General features: G+C 70.0%; 17 protein-coding genes. 10 read left to right on the top strand and 7 right to left on the bottom strand.

The window, feature by feature from the left end; all coding sequences use genetic code 11:
• Positions 1-315 precede the first annotated feature (315 nt).
• Positions 316-876, bottom strand: coding sequence for a hypothetical protein (locus tag ACIQMU_RS26850; protein ID WP_402689886.1), 561 nt, complete (start codon positions 874-876; stop codon positions 316-318).
• 344 nt (positions 877-1,220) lie between these two features.
• Here ACIQMU_RS26850 and ACIQMU_RS26855 point away from each other — a divergent pair, with 344 nt between their 5' ends.
• The 6 genes from ACIQMU_RS26855 (at position 1,221) to ACIQMU_RS26880 (ending at position 9,626) form a co-directional block, all read left to right on the top strand.
• Positions 1,221-1,637, top strand: coding sequence for a hypothetical protein (locus ACIQMU_RS26855; protein ID WP_402689887.1), 417 nt, complete (start codon positions 1,221-1,223; stop codon positions 1,635-1,637).
• Positions 1,634-3,451, top strand: coding sequence for an alpha/beta hydrolase (locus tag ACIQMU_RS26860; protein ID WP_402689917.1), 1,818 nt, complete (start codon positions 1,634-1,636; stop codon positions 3,449-3,451). The genes ACIQMU_RS26855 and ACIQMU_RS26860 overlap by 4 nt, the downstream gene beginning before the upstream one ends.
• Positions 3,452-4,241: 790 nt before the next feature.
• Positions 4,242-6,596 (top strand): alpha/beta hydrolase, encoded by a 2,355-nt coding sequence (locus ACIQMU_RS26865; RefSeq protein ID WP_402689888.1) that lies wholly within the window; start codon positions 4,242-4,244, stop codon positions 6,594-6,596.
• Positions 6,593-7,303, top strand: a complete 711-nt coding sequence (locus ACIQMU_RS26870) for a hypothetical protein (protein ID WP_402689889.1) — start codon at positions 6,593-6,595, stop codon at positions 7,301-7,303. The genes ACIQMU_RS26865 and ACIQMU_RS26870 overlap by 4 nt, the downstream gene beginning before the upstream one ends.
• A 151-nt stretch (positions 7,304-7,454) precedes the next feature.
• Positions 7,455-8,450: a bifunctional lytic transglycosylase/C40 family peptidase gene (locus tag ACIQMU_RS26875; RefSeq protein ID WP_352243556.1), complete on the top strand. Its 996-nt coding sequence runs from the start codon at positions 7,455-7,457 to the stop codon at positions 8,448-8,450.
• Between the two features lie 444 nt (positions 8,451-8,894).
• Positions 8,895-9,626: a phosphatase PAP2 family protein gene (locus tag ACIQMU_RS26880; protein WP_352243502.1), complete on the top strand. Its 732-nt coding sequence runs from the start codon at positions 8,895-8,897 to the stop codon at positions 9,624-9,626.
• Positions 9,627-10,011: 385 nt separating this feature from the next.
• On the opposite strand, the gene ACIQMU_RS26885 is transcribed toward ACIQMU_RS26880, so the two are convergent.
• Positions 10,012-10,197, bottom strand: coding sequence for a hypothetical protein (locus ACIQMU_RS26885; protein ID WP_352243557.1), 186 nt, complete (start codon positions 10,195-10,197; stop codon positions 10,012-10,014).
• A gap of 378 nt (positions 10,198-10,575) precedes the next feature.
• Here ACIQMU_RS26885 and ACIQMU_RS26890 point away from each other — a divergent pair, with 378 nt between their 5' ends.
• Positions 10,576-11,436: a hypothetical protein gene (locus ACIQMU_RS26890; protein ID WP_352243503.1), complete on the top strand. Its 861-nt coding sequence runs from the start codon at positions 10,576-10,578 to the stop codon at positions 11,434-11,436.
• A 260-nt stretch (positions 11,437-11,696) separates the two neighbouring features.
• On the top strand, positions 11,697-11,900 hold the full coding sequence (locus ACIQMU_RS26895; RefSeq protein WP_352243504.1) for a hypothetical protein: 204 nt from the start codon (positions 11,697-11,699) through the stop codon (positions 11,898-11,900).
• 45 nt (positions 11,901-11,945) lie between these two features.
• On the opposite strand, the gene ACIQMU_RS26900 is transcribed toward ACIQMU_RS26895, so the two are convergent.
• Complete coding sequence (locus ACIQMU_RS26900; RefSeq protein ID WP_402689890.1) at positions 11,946-12,329, bottom strand: metal-sensitive transcriptional regulator; 384 nt, start codon at positions 12,327-12,329, stop codon at positions 11,946-11,948.
• A gap of 329 nt (positions 12,330-12,658) precedes the next feature.
• Between ACIQMU_RS26900 and ACIQMU_RS26905 the strand changes: the two genes are divergently transcribed.
• Together ACIQMU_RS26905 and ACIQMU_RS26910 are read left to right on the top strand one after the other, a co-directional pair.
• Positions 12,659-13,279 carry a DUF47 family protein gene (locus ACIQMU_RS26905; RefSeq protein ID WP_352243506.1) on the top strand — a complete coding sequence of 207 codons (621 nt, stop codon included), beginning with the start codon at positions 12,659-12,661 and terminating at the stop codon, positions 13,277-13,279.
• A 5-nt stretch (positions 13,280-13,284) separates the two neighbouring features.
• Positions 13,285-14,283, top strand: a complete 999-nt coding sequence (locus tag ACIQMU_RS26910) for an inorganic phosphate transporter (protein ID WP_352243507.1) — start codon at positions 13,285-13,287, stop codon at positions 14,281-14,283.
• Positions 14,284-14,413: 130 nt separating this feature from the next.
• Here ACIQMU_RS26910 and pstB read toward each other — a convergent pair whose 3' ends face one another.
• The 4 genes from pstB to pstS form a co-directional block, all read right to left on the bottom strand.
• The gene (pstB, locus tag ACIQMU_RS26915) at positions 14,414-15,190 is read right to left on the bottom strand and encodes a phosphate ABC transporter ATP-binding protein PstB (RefSeq protein WP_352243508.1); all 777 of its coding nucleotides are present in this window, start codon (positions 15,188-15,190) and stop codon (positions 14,414-14,416) included.
• Positions 15,191-15,229: 39 nt separating this feature from the next.
• Positions 15,230-16,312 carry a phosphate ABC transporter permease PstA gene (gene pstA / locus ACIQMU_RS26920; protein ID WP_352243509.1) on the bottom strand — a complete coding sequence of 361 codons (1,083 nt, stop codon included), beginning with the start codon at positions 16,310-16,312 and terminating at the stop codon, positions 15,230-15,232.
• Positions 16,309-17,301: a phosphate ABC transporter permease subunit PstC gene (gene pstC / locus ACIQMU_RS26925; RefSeq protein WP_352243510.1), complete on the bottom strand. Its 993-nt coding sequence runs from the start codon at positions 17,299-17,301 to the stop codon at positions 16,309-16,311. The genes pstA and pstC overlap by 4 nt, the downstream gene beginning before the upstream one ends.
• 183 nt (positions 17,302-17,484) lie before the next feature.
• Positions 17,485-18,621, bottom strand: a complete 1,137-nt coding sequence (gene pstS / locus ACIQMU_RS26930; protein ID WP_352243511.1) for a phosphate ABC transporter substrate-binding protein PstS — start codon at positions 18,619-18,621, stop codon at positions 17,485-17,487.
• Positions 18,622-18,701: the final 80 nt, after the last annotated feature.

An 18,701-nucleotide genomic window follows, 5' to 3' on the forward strand; every position in this document is an offset into this window, starting at 1 on the left:
CCATGGGTTCCTGAAGCGGTTGCAGCGTTCACGGAGCAGGGCGTGTTCGCATGCGCCGTTCGAGAGCCGTCGGTGCGCCGGTCGGCATCCTGTTCGATGCTTCGTCAGGCGGGAGCGGGGAAGCCCGCGTCGAGTGGGCGCGACGTGCCGGGTTCACCGGAGGCCCGTAAACGGCCTGCGGAAGGACCGCGCGCGGAAAGGACCGCGTGGGCGGCCGGAGGGGGCGGGGCAGAACCATGCGGGGAAGGGCCGCGTAAGGGGAGGAGGGTCCTGGGGGAACGTTCTCCAGGAGAGCTCGAAGGCCGTCCCGGAGAGTCAGCGGTCCGTGGGAGGCCGGGGCGTCCGGGTGCGCCGGTAGTAGGAGACGGTGACCGCCCCGAGAAGCGGCCCCCACAGGACGAGCGGCTGGTAGATGACGCCGACCAGAAGGCTGCCGAGGGGCGTCATGTCCGGGTGGGGGGACGCCCACCACCACGGCATGGTGGCCCAGATCGCCGTCAGCGCGAGTGCCCCGACGGCTGCCGGCACGACGGCGGCCAGGGGGCGCACGGTACGGCCGCCGATGACGGGTATCCAGCGGGGCGTGGTCTCCCCCCACGGCCGCACCAGGCCGAGGGTCAACAGGGCGAGCAGCTCGCACACGACGCTCAGCATCAGCATCCACAGCTTGGCACCGGGAGTGTCGAACGGTACGAAGCCCTCCGCGGTGTACCCCGACGGGAGCCCGCACACCATCGCCAGCCGCCACAGCCCGGTCGGCAGCACGATCAGCGGGACCAGCCGAGCGGCGCGGACCGCCCACCGCGGCGGCGGGAGCGGGGCGGGGGAAGGGAACACGGGGCTGAGGGCGGTCGGCTGTTCCTTCGGAGAGCGCATGCGTTCCATCGTGGCGGCGGACATGTGGCCGGGCGTCAGCCTCCGCTCCCGAGCGCTCTGTTCCGGGGGACGAGGTCAGGACCCGGACCTCCGCCGCACGGCGGAGGGCGTCTCGGCCCCAGGTGGCGTGCGGGGGCGACGAGGGACCTGTGCCGGTGGGGGCTCGGGACCGGCTCCCCTTCGTTCGGGTGAACCGCGGGGTGCGACCGGGACGACGTTCCCGCTCCGCACGGCCGGGAACCACGGGGCCGGGTGCGTACGGAGCCCGCGCCCAGCCGATTGACGGACGGCACGTCGCGCACCGGGGATTTGGCACAGTGCGGCTCCACGATCAAGAGAACGGGGTGAGCGTTGTGGGCGGAGTAACCGTGGCCGGGCAGCCGAACGACGGCCGGGGGCGGCTGGGGGCACCGGCCGGAGCGACGGGGGCGGGCGAGGGCGGTGACCTGCGGCACAGCGGCGGCCCGTGGCTGCGGGCTGCCGGTGGGGCCGACCAGCTGGTCACGCACCTGGGTCCGGTGAAGGGCGAACTGGCGGTGGCGCACCAAGGGGTGACGTCGGGTGCCGGATCGCTCTCCGCGCTGGCCGAACTGAGTGCCGTACGGACCTCGTGGGAGCGGCGGATCGAGAAGGCGCGCGGCGAGTGCGGAAGCCTCGCCGGGAAACTGCGGGCGGTTGTACGGGGACAGTCGCAGGTCAACGAGGCGGTGAGGAGCGGCTTCGACCGGGTGAAGACGCCGGCCGGTGGCGGCACGTGGTGAGCGGGCCGGGAGGCGGGGCCGGTTCCGCGCTGACGTGGGCCGCGTTACGCGAGGTGAGGTGCGCCGAGCTGGAGGAGGCCGCGGACGGCTGGGGCCGGGTGAGCAACCGTGCCGATGCGGCCCGGGACCGTATCGAGGGCCAGCTCCTGCCCGGTCTGCGCGATACGCAGAAGGGGGAGGCGGTGGGCGCGGCCGTCGGGCGGTTGCGTCGGCTGGGGATGAACTTCCAGTACATCTACACCGAGTGCGGACTGCTGCGGACCACGCTGAACAGCCTGGCCCACGAGATCAAGACCCAGCAGCGGGTCTTGCAGGGGGCCCTGGACGACGCGGCGGCGCTGAAGTTCACGGTCCACGCGGACGGTTCGGTGACGTACCCGGCAGCGGGCGAGGGGTTGGTCGACGGGAAGCCGTTGGCGGGCGGGACGGCCTCCGGGATTCCGAACCCCGGCATGGTCACTCCGTCCGGGCTCGTCGCCCCCAACCCGAACGCCGGCAAGGCCCAGGACATCGCGGACAGGGTGGCCCAGGCCGTACGGACGGCGGCCGACGCGGACTGGCGGTACACCAGGATCCTGCGGTCGCTGAAGGCCCAGGAGGGCCTGGACGTCCCGGCGGCCACGTGGACCGACGCCGCGGCTGATGCCGCGGCGGTGCGGCAGGCGGCGGGCAGCTACCTGAAGGACGCGATCCCGCACGACGCGAGCCCGGCGGAGCGCAAGAAGTGGTGGGCGGGCCTGACGGACGAACAGCGCGAGGAGTACCTCGCGGTGTACCCGGACCGGATCGGCAACCTGGACGGGCTTCCGGCCCTCGTACGGGACGCGGCGAACCGGGACAACCTCCAGCTGCTGATGGGGAAACTGGAGGGGCGGGGCGACGAGGATTCGGCTACCAAGCTCGCCGCTCTCCGGGAGATCGACCGGCAGCTGCGGACGGTACCGAAGGTGGGGGAACCGCCCATGTACCTGCTGGGAATCGGCGATCAGGGCAATGGCCGGGCGATCGTCTCGTACGGCAATCCGGATACGGCGCGGAATGTGGCGGCTTATGTTCCGGGGTTGAACACGTCGTTGGATGAGGAGTTCGCTGTGGGTGATCTGAAGCGGGCACGTGATCTGTCCATCGCTGCGAACCAGTACGGGGAACCCGCTGCCGCTATCACGTGGCTTGGCTACGATGCTCCGCAGTCGCCGGACGGGCTCGGTACTCTTTCAGTTGCTGCGGGTGGCAGTGCGGATGAAGGTGGGCAGGCTTTCCGCGAATTCATGAACGGAATGGAGACTGTCAATGAGAACAAGGATCCGCATATGACGGCTATTGGCCACTCCTACGGTTCGCGTACGGTAGGTGCTGCCACGCAGCAAGGTGGAATTCCAGGTGTCGACGACATCGTCTTCGTGGGAAGCCCCGGGGTCGGTGTCGACAGTGCCGACGACTTGGGGGTGGGGCGGGATCATGTGTTCGTCGGGGCGGCCGCCAATGATGTGGTGACCAAACTGCCATCGAAGGGCGAGTCTGCTGTCGGGGCTGCCGAGATGCTGTTCGGTGGACCGGCCGCGGCGTACGTGTTCGGCGACCTGGTCGACCGTAATGATGATGATCTCTGGTTCGGTAAAGATCCTGCCAGTGAGGCGTTTGGAGCCCGTCGCTTCGAGGTGGGGGACGGGCCGCCCTTGGTCGGGAAGGGGAAAATCACGGTCGACGCCCATTCGGAGTACTTTGATCCGGAAATCGACAGGACGTCGGTCGAAAATATGGCGCTGATTGCTGCAGGGCGCGGGCATATGATTCAAAGGGAAGAGCCGCGTTGATGCTCAGGTTTCAATTTTTGTTTATGGCCCTCCTTGTAGGGGCCTTAGTGGCTGGATGTACGGGGCACCGTGGTGAAAGCATGGATATGCAGGATGCTGCTGAGCGCGCTGATGGGATGCTTGACGGGGTTTTCGCTGAGATCAAGCCGAGTGTGCATTGGGTGCACGGTCCAACAACGACTGGGAATTGCACGGTTACTCGCAGACGCACGGTCATGACGGTCGTCTCCGCTGAGCGAAGGGGAAGTTTCCTTGGCGTAGTGGATCGGTTCTGGAAGAAAAGTGGTCATCGCGTGACGTCCGTTAATAGTCACGTCGATGCCCCCGCTATCTACGTAAAGACGGAGGATGGTTTCCAAGTCAGTCTGACCGTTGCAGACAAAGGGCAGGCGCACTTCACTGTGGACAGCCCCTGCGTTCGTCGATCCGAGGTCGCCGACAGCACCAGCCCGGCTACCGCGTTCCTTGATCCGGGAGCGCAGCTCATCCCGCGACCCAACATCCACTCCGACTTCTGGTCGGCAGGTGCCCCATCGGTGGCGGCAAGCGGGTCGTGATTGGGGCAAGCGGGCCCAACTCGTCTTCCCCTCACGGAGTTTGAGCCCTCCATTGGGCCCTGGGGCCCATGTCGGGCCCCCCGCCCGTGTGGTCGCATACGCGGAGTGACTGACCGGTCGCGCGCTCCGCCCACTCACGAGGTAGGGGACAGCACTTGTCCGGCATACGAAGAAGCGCGGTTCCTGTCTGCCTCGATGTAAGCGCTGCCGTCGCCGGTCCGGGTGGGCGGTCGATGCCTCGGCCGTTGCAGGCGGCACTGGTCCTCCTTCACGTTCTCTTCGTCGCCACCCTGGTGGGCGTGCTCAGGGCCCTGTCGACCGCGTCCTCGGTGGACGCGGTCGATGGTTACCTCTTCGGGTTATTGCTCTACGCGTCGTTACCCGGTGTCGGTGCCTTCGTGCTGTCGCTCTACGTTCGTCGTGGCGGCGTCCGGGTCTGGTACGGCCTTCTCGTCGTTCAGGCGTGGCTCGGCATAGGCGCCCTCGCGGAGCTGGACGGCGGAGCCGGGGGCCAAGGCGTCGCGCGGTTGGTGATGCCGGTGGCCGTCATCGTGCTGCTGTGCCGGCCGGAGAGCCGCCGATGGTTCCGGAGCGTTCTGGAGCAACGGGCCGAGCGACGGCTGTTCAGCTTCGCGCGGATGATGAGACCGCGCGGCGACGGCGGGCAGACCGCGCTGGAGTACCTGGGGCTCGTCCTGGTGGTCGTCGCTCTTGTCGGTGGGCTGATGGCCACCGGAACCGGCAGGCAGCTCACCGCGGAGATCCGTAGCGCGATCTGCGAACTGACGGCCACCTCGTGCCCGGCCCCCGGTCATGACGTCGTGGCGGGGGGCGGAAGCACCGATGGCAGCGGTGACGCGTCCAGCCCTACCGGCAGCACCGGCAGCACCGGCAGCACCGGCAGCACCGGCAGCACCGGTACCAGCGGTACCAGCGGGGACACGGGAGGATCCGCGACCACCGAGCCCACCGGCGGCGCGACGGGAAGCACCGGCTCCTCCGGCACCGGCACCACGGGCAGCACCTCCGGCACCGGTACCACGGGCAGCGCCTCCGGCACCCCCGGCGCCCCCACCCCCCAAGGGGACGCCCCCACCCCCCAAGGCGAAGGCGCCTTCCCGCCGGGCGGCGTGATCGTGCCGGTCGACGCGGGTAGACCCGCGGGCCCCCACGGCGGCGGATTCTTCGACGGGTTTCTCGGGGGCGGGCTGAGGGGTGACGTCCAGGGGGTCGTCGACGCGGTCCTGCGGCCGGGCGATAGCGGGCGGCGCGTCGTCGACCAGTGGGGGCGGGACTCCCGAGGCGCGGGCGAGAAGTGGGCGCGGGGCGACTACATCGGCGCGGCCTGGGACTGGAACAAGGCCGTCGGCGGCGCGGGCGCCGGGCTGGCGCTGCCCGGCTCCGGGGCGCGGGTAGACGCCGAGGTGCGGGAGGCCGAGCGCGCGCACCTGAGTGAGCGGATCCCGCAGAACGCCACGCCAGCCCAGCGCAAGGCGTGGTGGGACGGGCTGTCGCCGGAGGAGCGCGAACGGTACATCGAGCTGGTCCCGGAGCGGGTCGGCAATCTGGACGGCATCCCGGTCGTCGCGCGCGACGCCGCCAACCGCAGGAATCTCCCGGCGCTGATCGACAGGCTGGAGGGGGTCGACACGGACAGGGCCCGCGACCAGTCGGCCGGGTTGCGGGAGATCGAGCGGCAGCTCAAGGAGGACGGGAAGCCGCCCATGTTCCTGATCGGCATCGGCGACGAGGGCAACGGGCGCGCGATCGTCTCGTTCGGCGATCCCGACGCCTCCCAGCACGTCTCCGCGTACGTACCGGGGCTCAACACCGCGCTCGACGAGGAGTTCGCCAAGAACGACATCGGGCGGGCCCGGGACACAGCGATCGGGGCGCAGGGGTACGACGCCTCCACGGCGTCCATCGTCTGGCTCGGCTACGACGCGCCGCAGTTGCCGGACAGGGACGGGGTCGCGGGCTACTTCGCCGTCATGGGAACGGGGCGTGCCGAGAAGGGCGGGGCGGCCTACCGCGACTTCATGGGCGGGATCTCCGTGACGAACAGGCACGAGGACCCGCACATGACGGCCATCGGCCACTCCTACGGGTCCCGCACCGTGGGCGCCGCGGCGGCCCGGCCCGGGGGGATTCCCGGCGTCGACGACATCATTCTCGTCGGCAGTCCGGGGGTCGGCGTCGACCACGCCGTGGACCTCGGCGTGGGCAGCGAGCACGTCTTCGTGGGTGCCGCCGCCAACGACCCGGTGACCAAGCTTCCCTCGAAGACCCAGGCCGTCGTGGGCGGGATCGGACTCATCGCGGGCGGGCCGGGCGGGGCCTACTTCGCCGGCGACCTGGCCGATCCGGGTGACGACGACCTGTGGTTCGGGAAGGATCCGGCGAGCGAGGCGTTCGGGGCGCGGCGCTTTCCGGTGGCCGACGGTCCGCCGCTCGTCAGCGGGAGCGGTGTCAGTCTGGACTCGCACTCGAACTACTTCAGCCCGGAACGCGACGCCGTGTCCGCGGACAGCATCGCCCTGATCGTGTCTGGCAACGCCGGCCGGCTCAAGATGGAGGAACCGAAGTGAGGCGAGCGAAGCGGGCCCTGCCCCTCGTCGCGGTGGCCCTGATCCTGGGGGTCCCGCTGTCGGGGTGCGGGAGCGAGAGCGCACGCGACGACGGCGTACACACCGGGGCGGGAAGCGGTCGCGACACCGGAGCGGAGAAGGGGACGGGAGACGCGACGGCGAAGGAGGCGGTGAAGGAGGCGGAGAAGGCGGCGGAGAAGGGGACGAGAGAGGCAGCGGGGGAGGGGGCCGGGGAGAAGGCGGGGAGCGGGATGGACATGCAGGAGGCCGCGGAGCGGTCCGACGCGATGCTGGACGCCGTCCTGGAGGCCATCGACCCCGAGGTGCGGTGGGCGCACGGGCCGACGACCACCCGCGCCTGCGGGGTGACCCGGCGGCGGACCGTCATGACCATCGTCTCCGCCGAACGCCGGCAGACGTTCCTGGACCGGGCGGAGACCTTCTGGCGGAAGAACGACTACCGGATCAAGGCGGCCAACAAGGACGAGAAGTTCCCGGCCGTCTACGCGGTCACCAGGAACGGATTCGGCGTCAGTGTCTCCTTCCGCGGCGAGGGGCAGGCGTTCCTGGAGGCCGACAGTCCGTGTGTGCGGGAGTCGGAGGTCGCCGCCCCCGCCTCCGAGCCGAACGGGCCCGCGTACGAGGACGTCTATCCGCTGCCCCGCCCCAACGTCCGCTCCGACTTCTGGTCGGCGGCGGACGGCTGAGGCGGCGTCAGTCCTGTGAACGGTGAGCCCACGGCGCCCCCGTGTGCTTCGGGTGCGCCGGTGGTGTGCCGCGGATGACTCGTACACACCGTCGAAAACACCACTGAAGCGCGCCCCGATGAGGGATGGTTGAGGGGTGCGGAAATTCTGGGTGTTCGGTGGCATCGGCGTCGGCATGGTCATGTGCTTCCTGGCGCTGCTCGTCGTCGGCACCTACTCGGCCGCCGCCGGGCTGGCCGGGGCGGGGCGCGGCGGTGCCGTGGCGCTGGCCAAGGGCGCGGTCCCGGCGCGTTTCCAGCCGCTGGTGCAGAAGTGGGGCAATCTCTGCCCTTCCATCAACCCCGCCCTGCTCGCCGCGCAGTTGTACCAGGAGAGCGGCTGGAACCCGACGGCCCAGAGCCATGCCGCCGCGCAGGGCATCGCCCAGTTCATCCCGGGGACGTGGGCCACGCACGGGATCGACGGCAACAACGACGGGAAGCGGGACGTCTGGGACCCGGCCGACGCCATCCCCTCGGCTGCCTCGTACGACTGTGCGCTCGCCGGGTACGTGAAGTCGGTGCCGGGCGACCCGACGAGCAACATGCTGGCCGCGTACAACGCGGGCCCCGACGCGGTGATCAGGTACGGCGGAGTTCCGCCGTACAAGGAGACGCAGAACTACGTCAAGATCATCCGTTCGCTGGAGAAGAGCTTCGCCCGGCCCGTCGGCCGTGTTGCGCCCTCCCAGCAGGCCGCCGCGGCCATCCACTTCGCACAGAACAAGCTCGGCACCCCGTATCTGTGGGGCGGCAACGGGACGCCGGAGCAGCAGGGGCGGTTCGACTGTTCGGGGCTGACGCAGGCCGCGTACCGGACCGTCGGCATCGAGCTGCCGCGCGTCGCCAATGACCAGTACAACGCGGGTCCGCATCCCTCGCGGGACGAGCTGCTGCCGGGGGACCTGGTGTTCTTCTCCGACGACCTGACCAATTCGCGCACGATCCGGCACGTCGGGTTGTACGTCGGCGGCGGCTATATGATCAACGCGCCGTACACCGGGGCGGTCATCCGGTTCGACAAGATCGATACGCCGGACTACTTCGGTGCGACGCGGGTCACCAAGGACGGCGCCGCGGCGCTTCCGACGGATCTGCCCACAGGGTGATGGATGTCTCCCGGACGTCTCTCTCGCCCCTCTCTCGCCCCTCCGGTGCCTCGCGGTGCCTCCGCGGGTGGCTCGCGGGCGGTCCCGGGGGCCACGGGCGGCGGCTACCGTACGGACGACCCGTCCGGGGCTTCCGGAACGGCGAAGGGTGCTGACGGGCAGTCGGCCGCAGCCGGAACTCTCCGTGAAGCCTGGGCCCTGAGCTGCGACGACGAGTCACTCTTCGATAACGTCATGGTGATCATTCGGTGGAGAGTGGAACGCACACGACGGCCGGGCCGTTCCCTGGACGAGGGACGGGAACGACATGCGCACTGACCATGCGTCGCAGTGATGCGGTGCAGTGCGGTAGCGGATCGCACCGGACACGGGGGTTCGACCACGGCGGCGGGCAAGGACGCGCGTCGCAGCAGAAGAAGCAGACAAGGCAAGGGGCCGCAGCAGATGGCTGGACTCGAACTCGACGGGTCGAACCCGGACGTCAGTCTGCTCTACGACATCAACGGGCTCGCGAAGGCGGCTCCGACCTGGTTCGACCGGGTCATGGAGTTCGTCGGCGAGTACGGGATCATGTTCGGCTTGGTCCTGGTGGGCCTGTGGTGCTGGTGGAGCCTGCGCAAGCGCGGGACGGCCGAGGACTCGGTGACGGCCGCGGCCGCCATCGTGTGGGCGCCGCTCTCCGCCGCCATCGCGATCCTCGTCAACATCCCGATCCGCGGCTTCGTCGAACGGCCGCGTCCGTTCAACGACCACGACGGCCTTGAGGTCCTGATCCACGGCAAGACGGACTTCTCGTTCGTCAGCGACCACTCCACCCTGGCGATGGGCATCGCCGTCGGCATCTTCGTGGCGAACCGGAAGTTCGGCTTCGTCGCGATCGGCCTGGCTCTCTTCGCCGGCTTCAGCCGGATCTACATGGGCGTCCACTACCCGACCGACGTGATCGGCGGCTTCGCACTCGGCACGGCCGTCGCCCTGCTGCTGGCCCCGCTCGCCATGGCCCTGCTGACGCCGCTGATGGCGGCGGTCGCCCGTTCACCGCGGGTCGGCTGGTTCGTCCGGTCGCAGAGCCCGGCCGTCGTGTACGCGGACGAGCAGGGTGAGGCGGTGGGCATTCCCGAGCCGCGGCCCGGCTCGGGGCGGGGTGACCCGGAGCAGAAGGATCTGGCCGCCTGACGGACTTCGGCTCGTCCGGCCGGTCTTTCCCGGCCGCCCGGCCGGTGCCACCTGGCCGGTCTTGTCTTCCCCCCCCCGGCTGATCGACGGTCCTCCCTGTTCCTCCCTGTTCCTCCCTGTTCCTCCCGTTGCCCCAGGTGCTCCGAGTGCCTGGGGCAACGTGCTGAGCGGGCGCTCCGCGCGGCTTGCGCGTCGCTGTCGGCCGCCCGCGGCCCCCCTGCCCGGGGCAGCGGTCGTCACCTTCAGGGGCGCCCTCGGCCGTTGACGGTCGGCTGCCGTTCCCCACTGGCGCCGACCGCCCCGAGCGGGCAGGCCGGCGGCCGGATGCGATACGAGCCGCCCGGCGGGCCGGGTCAGGGGATGTCGAGGTGTCCGGCGGGCCGGGTCAGGGGGTGGCGAGGTGCTCGGCGGCGTCGGTACGGGCCCGGTCCCGGGACCTGCGCGCCGGTCCCGACCAGCCGCAGGTGCAGCGGGCCAGGCAGAACGAGCCGCGCTCGATCGTGGTGGCACTGTGCCCGGCCGGCGAGCCGGGAGGGGGCGGTGGCGCGAAGGCGGGCGGGTGCGCGGCCAGGGTGCGGGCCGGGGCGGGCACCACGACGGGTGTCGCTGAGGGAGCGGGAGCGGCTTCGACGTGGGGGCGCGGGGCGGTGGTGCGGGCCGGGGCGCGGCGATCCTCATGCACCCGACCACGGTACTGGCCGCGGCCCGCGAACGGGGGGCCGCGTACCGGAAGCCGGTGAGCGGGGGGAGCGCCCCGGATCGCGAGGGGGTGCACCCGGATCGAAGGCGCGGACGCAGAGGAGCCCGCCATCCGGGTGGGGCCGTGGCCGCGTCGGCCGACGTTCCGGGGGCGGGGCGCGCCGGGACGGCGTGACGGGGGGCGGCGGCGGTCGTTATGCGGGGCGGGCGTGGGCTCGGCCGGGCGGTAGTCGTTGGGGGTTGGCAGGCGATGGTGGTGCAGCAGTACAGGGACGGAGGCGGGGTCCGCGCTGTCCGCGCCTTCGCTGTGGCCGGAGTGATCGCGGTCGCCGCCGGGTGCTTCGGCGGGGACGAGGGGCGCGGCGCGACCGATGGTTCCGCGCGGCGCTCCGTGGCCGCCGATCGCCCGCTCGACGTGCTCGGCCGGGCGGCGGACGCCCTCGTGGAGGCGGGCGGCGCGGAGACCCGTACGTCGATGGAGACGGCGGCCGGCGGGACGCGGGTGACGATCCGGGGGCAGGGCGCCTACGACTTCCGGACGCAGACGGGGCGGATCAAGGTGGTGCTGCCCGAGGAGGCGGCGGGTGGGGACGGCCATCGGCCGATCACCGAGCTACTGGCTCCGGGAGCGCTGTACATGAAGAACCGCGGTGCCGGGGTGCCCGACGACAAGTGGGTCAGGATCGACACGACCACGCTGAAGGACGGCAACCTCGTCACCGGCGGGGTCACCGATCCGATGGCGGCGGCCGAACTGCTGCGCGGCGCCGCCGATGTGACGTATGCGGGGAAGTCCGAGCTGGCCGGGGTGACCGTGCATCACTACCGGGGCGTCGCGGATCTGGGCCGGGCGGCCCGGGCCGCATCGCCGCAGTCGCGCGGGGCGCTCGGCGCGGCGGCGAAAGGGTTCAGCGTGGACGCCGTCCCGTTCGACGCGTACCTGGACGAGGACGGCCGGCTGCGGAAGGTCCGGCACCGTTTCACCTTCTCCTCCGAGGGCCCGGAGGTGTCGGTGGTCTCGACGCTGCTGCTGTACGGGTTCGGGCTGCCGGTCACGGTGACGTTGCCGGACGAGGACGCCATCTACACCGGCGCGATCCGGCAGGGGTGAGCGTCGGGGGCGTCGGACGCCGATGGCGGAGGTGGGCGCGGGGGCGCGTGGCGGGGGTGTCGCGCCGGTCCGCGGCGGCACCGGGCGGGTGGCCGTGGCCTCCGGAAAAGGGGCGCGGCCGGAACGGGCCGGTCGGTGGGGCCGGTTGGGAGGGGGCGCAAATGGTCCGTCCGTGCCATGCGCGGCGCCTGTCGGGCTCCCTAGGCTGGGAAGCCGGTGTGCCGGGGGCCGGTGACAGCCCCGGGAGACGGCAGAGAGAGGTGGCGCAGGTGGTGACGCTCAGCGCTCCGAACGCTCAGGACTGTGTGGCCCTCGCCGAGATCGAGCTGTGCGGCGAACTGATGATCGCCGCGTCGGCGGCGGTCGGGGAACGCCTCAGCGCCGACCGCATCGACGAGGTGCTCGACGTGCGGGGCGCGGCGTCCTGGGCGACGGTCCCCCGGCAGGCCGCTCGCCGGGGGTGACGCCCGCGACGTCCGCACCGCCACTGCTGCTGACGGGGCCACGCCTCAGGTGCGGAGCAGGCGGGCGATGGCCTTCGTGGCCTCCTCGACCTTCGCGTCGATCTCCTCGCCGCCCTTGACGGCCGCGTCTGCGACACAGTGGCGCAGGTGCTCCTCCAGCAGCTGGAGGGCGAAGGACTGGAGAGCCTTGGTGGACGCCGATACCTGGGTGAGTATGTCGATGCAGTAGACGTCCTCGTCGACCATGCGCTGGAGGCCGCGGATCTGGCCCTCGATCCGGCGCAGCCGCTTGAGGTGTTCGTCCTTCTGGTGGTGGTAGCCGTGAATGCCGCGGTCGTGGTCGGTGACGATGTCCGCCGGGGCGGCCGTCTCCGTGTCCGGGGCCGCCACGCCCGCCGATTCCGCCCCTGTGGTCCCGGTCGTGGTCATCCCTGTCCTCCCGTTGCTGCCCGTGTGTGCCCCGCGGCCCCGCGGTCCTGCGGGTGATGCGGTCCCGCCCTGCTGCCCTGCTGCCCTGCGGCCGTGCGGTCGTGCCGGGGGGTGGCGCCGGACGCTTCCGCTGCCCGGGCCCGCCTCGTCACCCTTGCCGTGCTTATACCCCTGGCCGGTATATCGTAACGAATCCTGCCGAAACGTGACCGGGGGTCCGTGCTGAACGCCGTGCTCGATGGGCGACACTGAAGAACGCCGGTTAGCCGTGGCCGGATGATGCGCCTAGCATCAGCCTGACCGAACTCAAAGCACCCCGAGGACCCCACGTGCGCTTTCGTCTGACCCCCAGGGAGACGAGCTTCTACGACATGTTTTCCGCGTCCGCGGACAACATTGTCACGGGCTCGAAGCTCCTGATGGAACTGCTCGGGGCGGATTCTGCCTCCCGAGTCGAGATCGCGGAGCGTATGCGGGCAGCGGAGCACGCGGGGGACGACGCCACCCACGCGATCTTCCACCAGCTGAACTCCTCCTTCATCACGCCGTTCGACCGCGAGGACATCTACAAGCTGGCGTCCTCGCTCGACGACATCATGGACTTCATGGAGGAGGCCGTCGACCTGGTCGTCCTCTACCAGGTCCAGGAGCTCCCCAAGGGTGTCGAGCAGCAGATCGAGGTGCTGGCCCGGGCGGCGGAACTGACCGCCGAGGCCATGCCGGGACTGCGGACCATGGACAACCTCACCGAGTACTGGATCGAGATCAACCGCCTGGAGAACCAGGCCGATCAGGTCCACCGCAAGCTGCTGGCCCAGCTCTTCAACGGCAAGTACGACGCCATGGAGGTGCTGAAGCTCAAGCAGATCGTGGACGTGCTGGAAGAGGCGGCTGACGCGTTCGAGCACGTCGCGAACACCGTGGAGACCATCGCGGTCAAGGAGTCCTGAACCTCGTGGACACCTTTGCGCTGATCGTGACCATCGGTGTCGCGCTCGGCTTCACGTATACGAACGGCTTCCACGACTCCGCGAACGCCATCGCCACCTCGGTCTCCACCCGGGCGCTGACCCCGCGTGCGGCTCTGGCGATGGCGGCGGTGATGAACCTCGCCGGCGCCTTCCTGGGCCAGGGGGTCGCCAAGACCGTCAGCGAGGGCCTCATCGCCACGCCCGTCGGGCAGAAGGGGATGGGGATCCTGTTCGCGGCGCTGGTCGGCGCGATCATCTGGAACCTCATCACCTGGTACTACGGCCTTCCCTCCTCGTCCTCGCACGCCTTGTTCGGCGGCATGGTCGGGGCGGCGCTGGCCGGCGGGACGGACGTCATCTGGTCCGGCGTGCTGGAGAAGATCGTCATCCCGATGTTCATCTCCCCCTTCGTCGGCCTGCTCGTCGGCTATCTGGTGATGGTCGGCATCATGTGGATCTTCCGGAACGCCAACCCGCACAAGGCCAAGCGCGGCTTCCGGATCGCACAGACGGTCTCGGCGGCGGGCATGGCGCTCGGCCACGGCCTCCAGGACGCGCAGAAGACGATGGGCATCGTCGTGATGGCCCTGGTCATCGCGGACATCGAGGGCCCCAACGACGAGATCCCGGTCTGGGTCAAGATCGCCTGTGCGCTGATGCTCTCGCTGGGCACGTACGCGGGCGGCTGGCGCATCATGCGTACCCTCGGCCGCAAGATCATCGAGCTGGACCCGCCGCAGGGCTTCGCGGCGGAGACGACCGGCGCCTCGATCATGTTCGGTTCGGCGTTCCTGTTCCACGCGCCGATCTCGACGACGCACGTCATCACCTCCGCGATCATGGGCGTCGGCGCCACGAAGCGGGTGAACGCGGTGCGCTGGGGTGTCGCCAAGAACATCATCCTGGGCTGGTTCATCACCATGCCGGCCGCGGCTCTGGTCGCCGCGCTGAGCTACGGGGCGGTGCTCCTCCTCTTCGGCTGAGCCCAGGGCGCGTGGTGACACGTGTGGGTCCGCCCCCGTTCTCGTAACTGAACGGGGGCGGACCCTTTCGCCTTGTGGTGGCACCGCCATGCAGCACCGCAAGGCCGTCTGTGGGGCGGAGCGGCCGGGCTCAGCCGAAGCGGCCGGAGATGTAGTCCTCCGTGGCCTGGACCGACGGGTTGGAGAAGATCCGCTCCGTCTCGTCTATCTCGATGAGCCGGCCCGGCTTGCCGACCGCCGCGAGGTTGAAGAACGCGGTGCGGTCGGAGACACGGGCCGCCTGCTGCATGTTGTGCGTCACGATGACGATCGTGAAGCGCTCCTTCAGCTCGCCGATCAGGTCCTCGATGGCGAGCGTCGAGATCGGGTCGAGCGCCGAGCACGGCTCGTCCATCAGCAGGACCTGCGGCTCGACCGCGATGGCGCGGGCGATGCACAGGCGCTGCTGCTGACCGCCGGAAAGCCCGGAGCCGGGCTTGTTGAGACGGTCCTTGACCTCGTTCCAGAGGTTCGCGCCGCGCAGGGACTTCTCCACGACGTCGTTCAGCTCGCTCTTGCGGTAGTTGCCGTTCAGCCGCAGGCCCGCCGCCACGTTGTCGAAGATCGACATGGTGGGGAAGGGGTTGGGGCGCTGGAAGACCATGCCGACCGTGCGGCGCACGGTGACCGGGTCGACGCCGGCGTCGTAGAGGTTCTCGTCGTCCAGCAGCACCTTGCCCTCGACACGGCCGCCGGGGGTCACCTCGTGCATCCGGTTCAGGGTGCGCAGGAAGGTGGACTTGCCGCAGCCGGAGGGGCCGATGAAGGCGGTCACGGAGCGGGGCTCCACGGTCATCGAGATGTCCTCGATGGCCTTGTGGCTGCCGTAGTAGGCGGTGAGGCCGCTGATGTCGATGCGCTTGGCCATGGGAATCACTGCTTCTTTCGGGGGGTCGCTGTGGCCGCGTCAGCGACCGGTCTTCGGGGCCTTCCAGCGGGCGATGCCGCGGGCCACCAGATTCAGGATCATGACGAAGGCGATCAGCACGAGGGCGGCGGCCCAGGCGCGGTCGTAGGAGGCGACCTCGCCGATCTTGTACTGCTCGTAGATGTAGAACGGCAGTGAGGACTGGGCGCCTTCGAAGGGGTTCGTGTTGATCAGCTGGCTGCCGAAGACGAGCAGGATGATCGGCGCGGTCTCACCGGCGATACGGGCGATCGCGAGCATGACGCCCGTGGTGATGCCGCCGATCGCGGTGGGCAGGACCACCTTCAGGATGGTGCGCCACTTCGGGATGCCGAGCGCGAGGGAGGCTTCGCGCAGCTCGTTGGGGACGAGCTTGAGCATCTCCTCGGTCGAGCGGACCACGACGGGGATCATCAGGATCGTCAGGGCCAGCGCGCCCATCAGCCCGGACGGCTCCAGGTTCGCCATCAGCATGATCGACAGGATGAAGAGACCGGCCACGATGGAGGGGATGCCCGTCATCACGTCGACGAAGAACGTGACGGCCTTGGCGAGCGAGCCCTTGCCGTACTCGACGAGGTACACGGCGGTCAGCAGGCCGAGCGGGGCGGAGATCACCGTGGCGATGCCGACCTGCTCCAGGGTGCCGATCAGCGCGTGGTAGACGCCGCCGCTGGCCTCGTAGCCGAGCACGCCGGCCATCGAGTGGGTGAGGAAGTAGCCGTCCAGGCGCTCGGCGCCGCGGGAGACCGTCGTCCACAGCAGCGAGGCCAGCGGGATGACGGCGGCCAGGAAGCAGACCCACATCACACTGGTGGCGAGGCGGTCCCTGGCCTGGCGCTGGTTCTCGACGATCGTGGTCGCCGCGTACGAGATGGCCAGGAAGAACAGGGCCGACAGCATGCCCCACTGGACGCGGCTGTGCCAGCCGGCGGCCAACGGGATGCCGATGCCGAGAGCGACCGACACGACGGCGAAGCCGAGCGGCGCCAGACGCGGCAGGGAGCGGCTGCCGAGGCTGCTCTTGGGGGCGGGCGGTGCGGGCGTCGGGCGCTCGATGACGCCGGTGGGTGCGTTGCTCATGCGTTGGCCCCCGAGTACTCCTTGCGGCGGGCGATGATGAGCCGGGCCGCGCCGTTGACCAGCAGGGTGAGGACGAAGAGGACGAGACCGGAGGCGATCAGCGCGTCGCGTCCGAACGCGTCGGCCTCGCCGAACTTGGCCGCGATGTTCTGGGCGAACGTCCCGCCGCCGTGGTTGAGCACGTGCAGCGAGATGAGGAAGCTCGGGGAGAGGACCGTGGCCACGGCCATCGTCTCACCGAGCGCCCGGCCCAGGCCCAGCATCGAGGCGGAGATGATGCCGGAGCGGCCGAAGGGCAGCACCGAGAGCCGGATGACCTCCCAGCGCGTGGCGCCGAGGGCGAGCGCGGCTTCCTCGTTCATCTTCGGGACCTGGAGGAAGACCTCGCGGCTGACGCTGGTCACGATCGGCAGGATCATGATCGCGAGCAGGATGCCGACGGTGAAGAGCGACCGGGGGACGCCGATCGCGGTCTTGTCGAAGACGTACGTCCAGCTGAAGAACTGGTCGAGCCAGAGGTTGAGGCCCTCCAGGTGCGGCACCAGGACGAGGGCCCCCCAGATGCCGTAGACGATGCTCGGTACGGCGGCCAGCAGGTCCACCACGTACGCGATGGGCGCGGCCAGCTTGCGCGGCGCGTAGTGCGAGATGAACAGGGCGATGCCGACAGCGATCGGAACCGCGATGACCATCGCGATGATCGAGCTGACGACGGTGCCGAAGAGCAGGACCGCGATGCCGAAGACCGGCGGGTCGCCTGCCGGGTTCCAGTCGAAGGTGGTGAGGAAGTTTCCCTCGTTCTTCGAGATCGCGATGACCGAGCGGTAGGTGAGGAACACGGCGATCGACGCCATGATCACCAGCAGCAGGATGCCCGAGCCTCGCGAGAGGCCCAGGAAGACTTTGTCGCCCATGCGCCCGGTGGACCGGGGGCTGGGCCGCGGGGTTGGCGGCGCCGGTGGCGTTTCTATCGGTGTGGTGGAAGCCATGGTCTTTCCGGTCTGTGTGGGGGAGCGGTGTGCTCCCCTGGCGGCGGTGCACCGGATGGAGAGTGGGCGGGTGGAGGGCCGGTCCGGAGGGGTGCGCCGGGCCGGCCCGCCGGTGACGCGTGGCGTCGGTGGCGCGAGGCCGGCGGGGCGGCCGGGCCGGGTGGGCCCGGCCGCCCCGGGGTGTTACGAGAGGGAGCCGATGGTCTCGCGGACCTTGGTGTTGATCTCGGCCGGGATCGGGGCGTAGCCGGCGTCGGTGAGGATCTTCTGGCCGTCGTCGGAGGCGGTGTAGGAGAGGAAGGACTTGACCGTGTCGAGGGTCTCGGGCTTGTTGCCGCTGTCGCAGACGATCTCGTACGTCACCAGGACGAGCGGGTAGGCGCCCTCGGCCTTGGTGGTGTAGTCGAGCTCCAGCGCCAGGTCCTTGCCGGTGCCCTTGATCTTGGCGGCGGCGATGGCCTTCGAGGCGTTCTCCGAGGTGGCCTTCGCCGGGGTGGCGCCACCGGTGTTGATGTCCACCGTGGTGATGCTCTTGGACTTGGCGTAGGAGAGCTCGAAGTAGCCGATCGCGCCGTCGACCTGGGCGACCTGTGCGGCGACACCGGAGGAGCCGGAGGCGGCCTGGCCACCGGGGGCCGGCCACTTCTTCTCGGCCTCGTACTTCCACTCGTTCGGAGCGGCGGCGCCGAGGTACTTGCCGAGGTTCTGCGTGGTGCCGGAGTCCTCGGAGCGGTGGAACGCCTGGATCGCCTTGTCCGGCAGCTCGACGCCGTCGTTCAGCTTGGCGATCGCCGGGTCGTTCCACTTCTTGATCTTGCTGTCGAAGATCTTCGCGAGGGTCGGGGCGTCCAGCGTGAGGCTGTCGACGCCCTCCAGGTGGTAGCCGATCGCGACCGGGCCGCCGACCATCGGGAGGCTGATGCCCTGGCCGGTCTTGCACATCTTCTTCGACTCGGCGACCTCTTCGGGCTTCAGCGCCGAGTCGGAGCCGGCGAAGCCGACGGTGCCCTGGTTGAAGGCGACGATGCCCTCACCGGAGGAGGAGGAGTTGTAGTTGATCTCCACGCCCTCACAGGCGGCCATGTAGTTCTTGACCCAGAGGTCCATGGCGTTCTTCTGGGCGCTGGAGCCGGAGGCGCGCAGCTGGCCCTTGGCCTTGCCGCAGTCGACGTTCGAGGCGGCGGTCGTCTTCTCGCCGGCCCCGGCCGTTCCGCCGTCGCTGTTGTCGTCCGAACCGCACGCCGTGAGGACCAGGGCGCCGGAGACGGCGAGGGCACCGAGCGCGGTGGCACGAAGCCGGTTCTTGCGCTGAAGCTTCACTTTCGGGTGTTCCTTCCAGAAGCCGCCGTGGTCACTTCGTTCTACGACGGCGTGCGATGAGGAGGGTGCTGTGGCTTGGT

The organism is Streptomyces sp. NPDC091649 (genome assembly GCF_044756785.1).
In the GTDB taxonomy this organism is placed as follows: domain Bacteria; phylum Actinomycetota; class Actinomycetes; order Streptomycetales; family Streptomycetaceae; genus Streptomyces.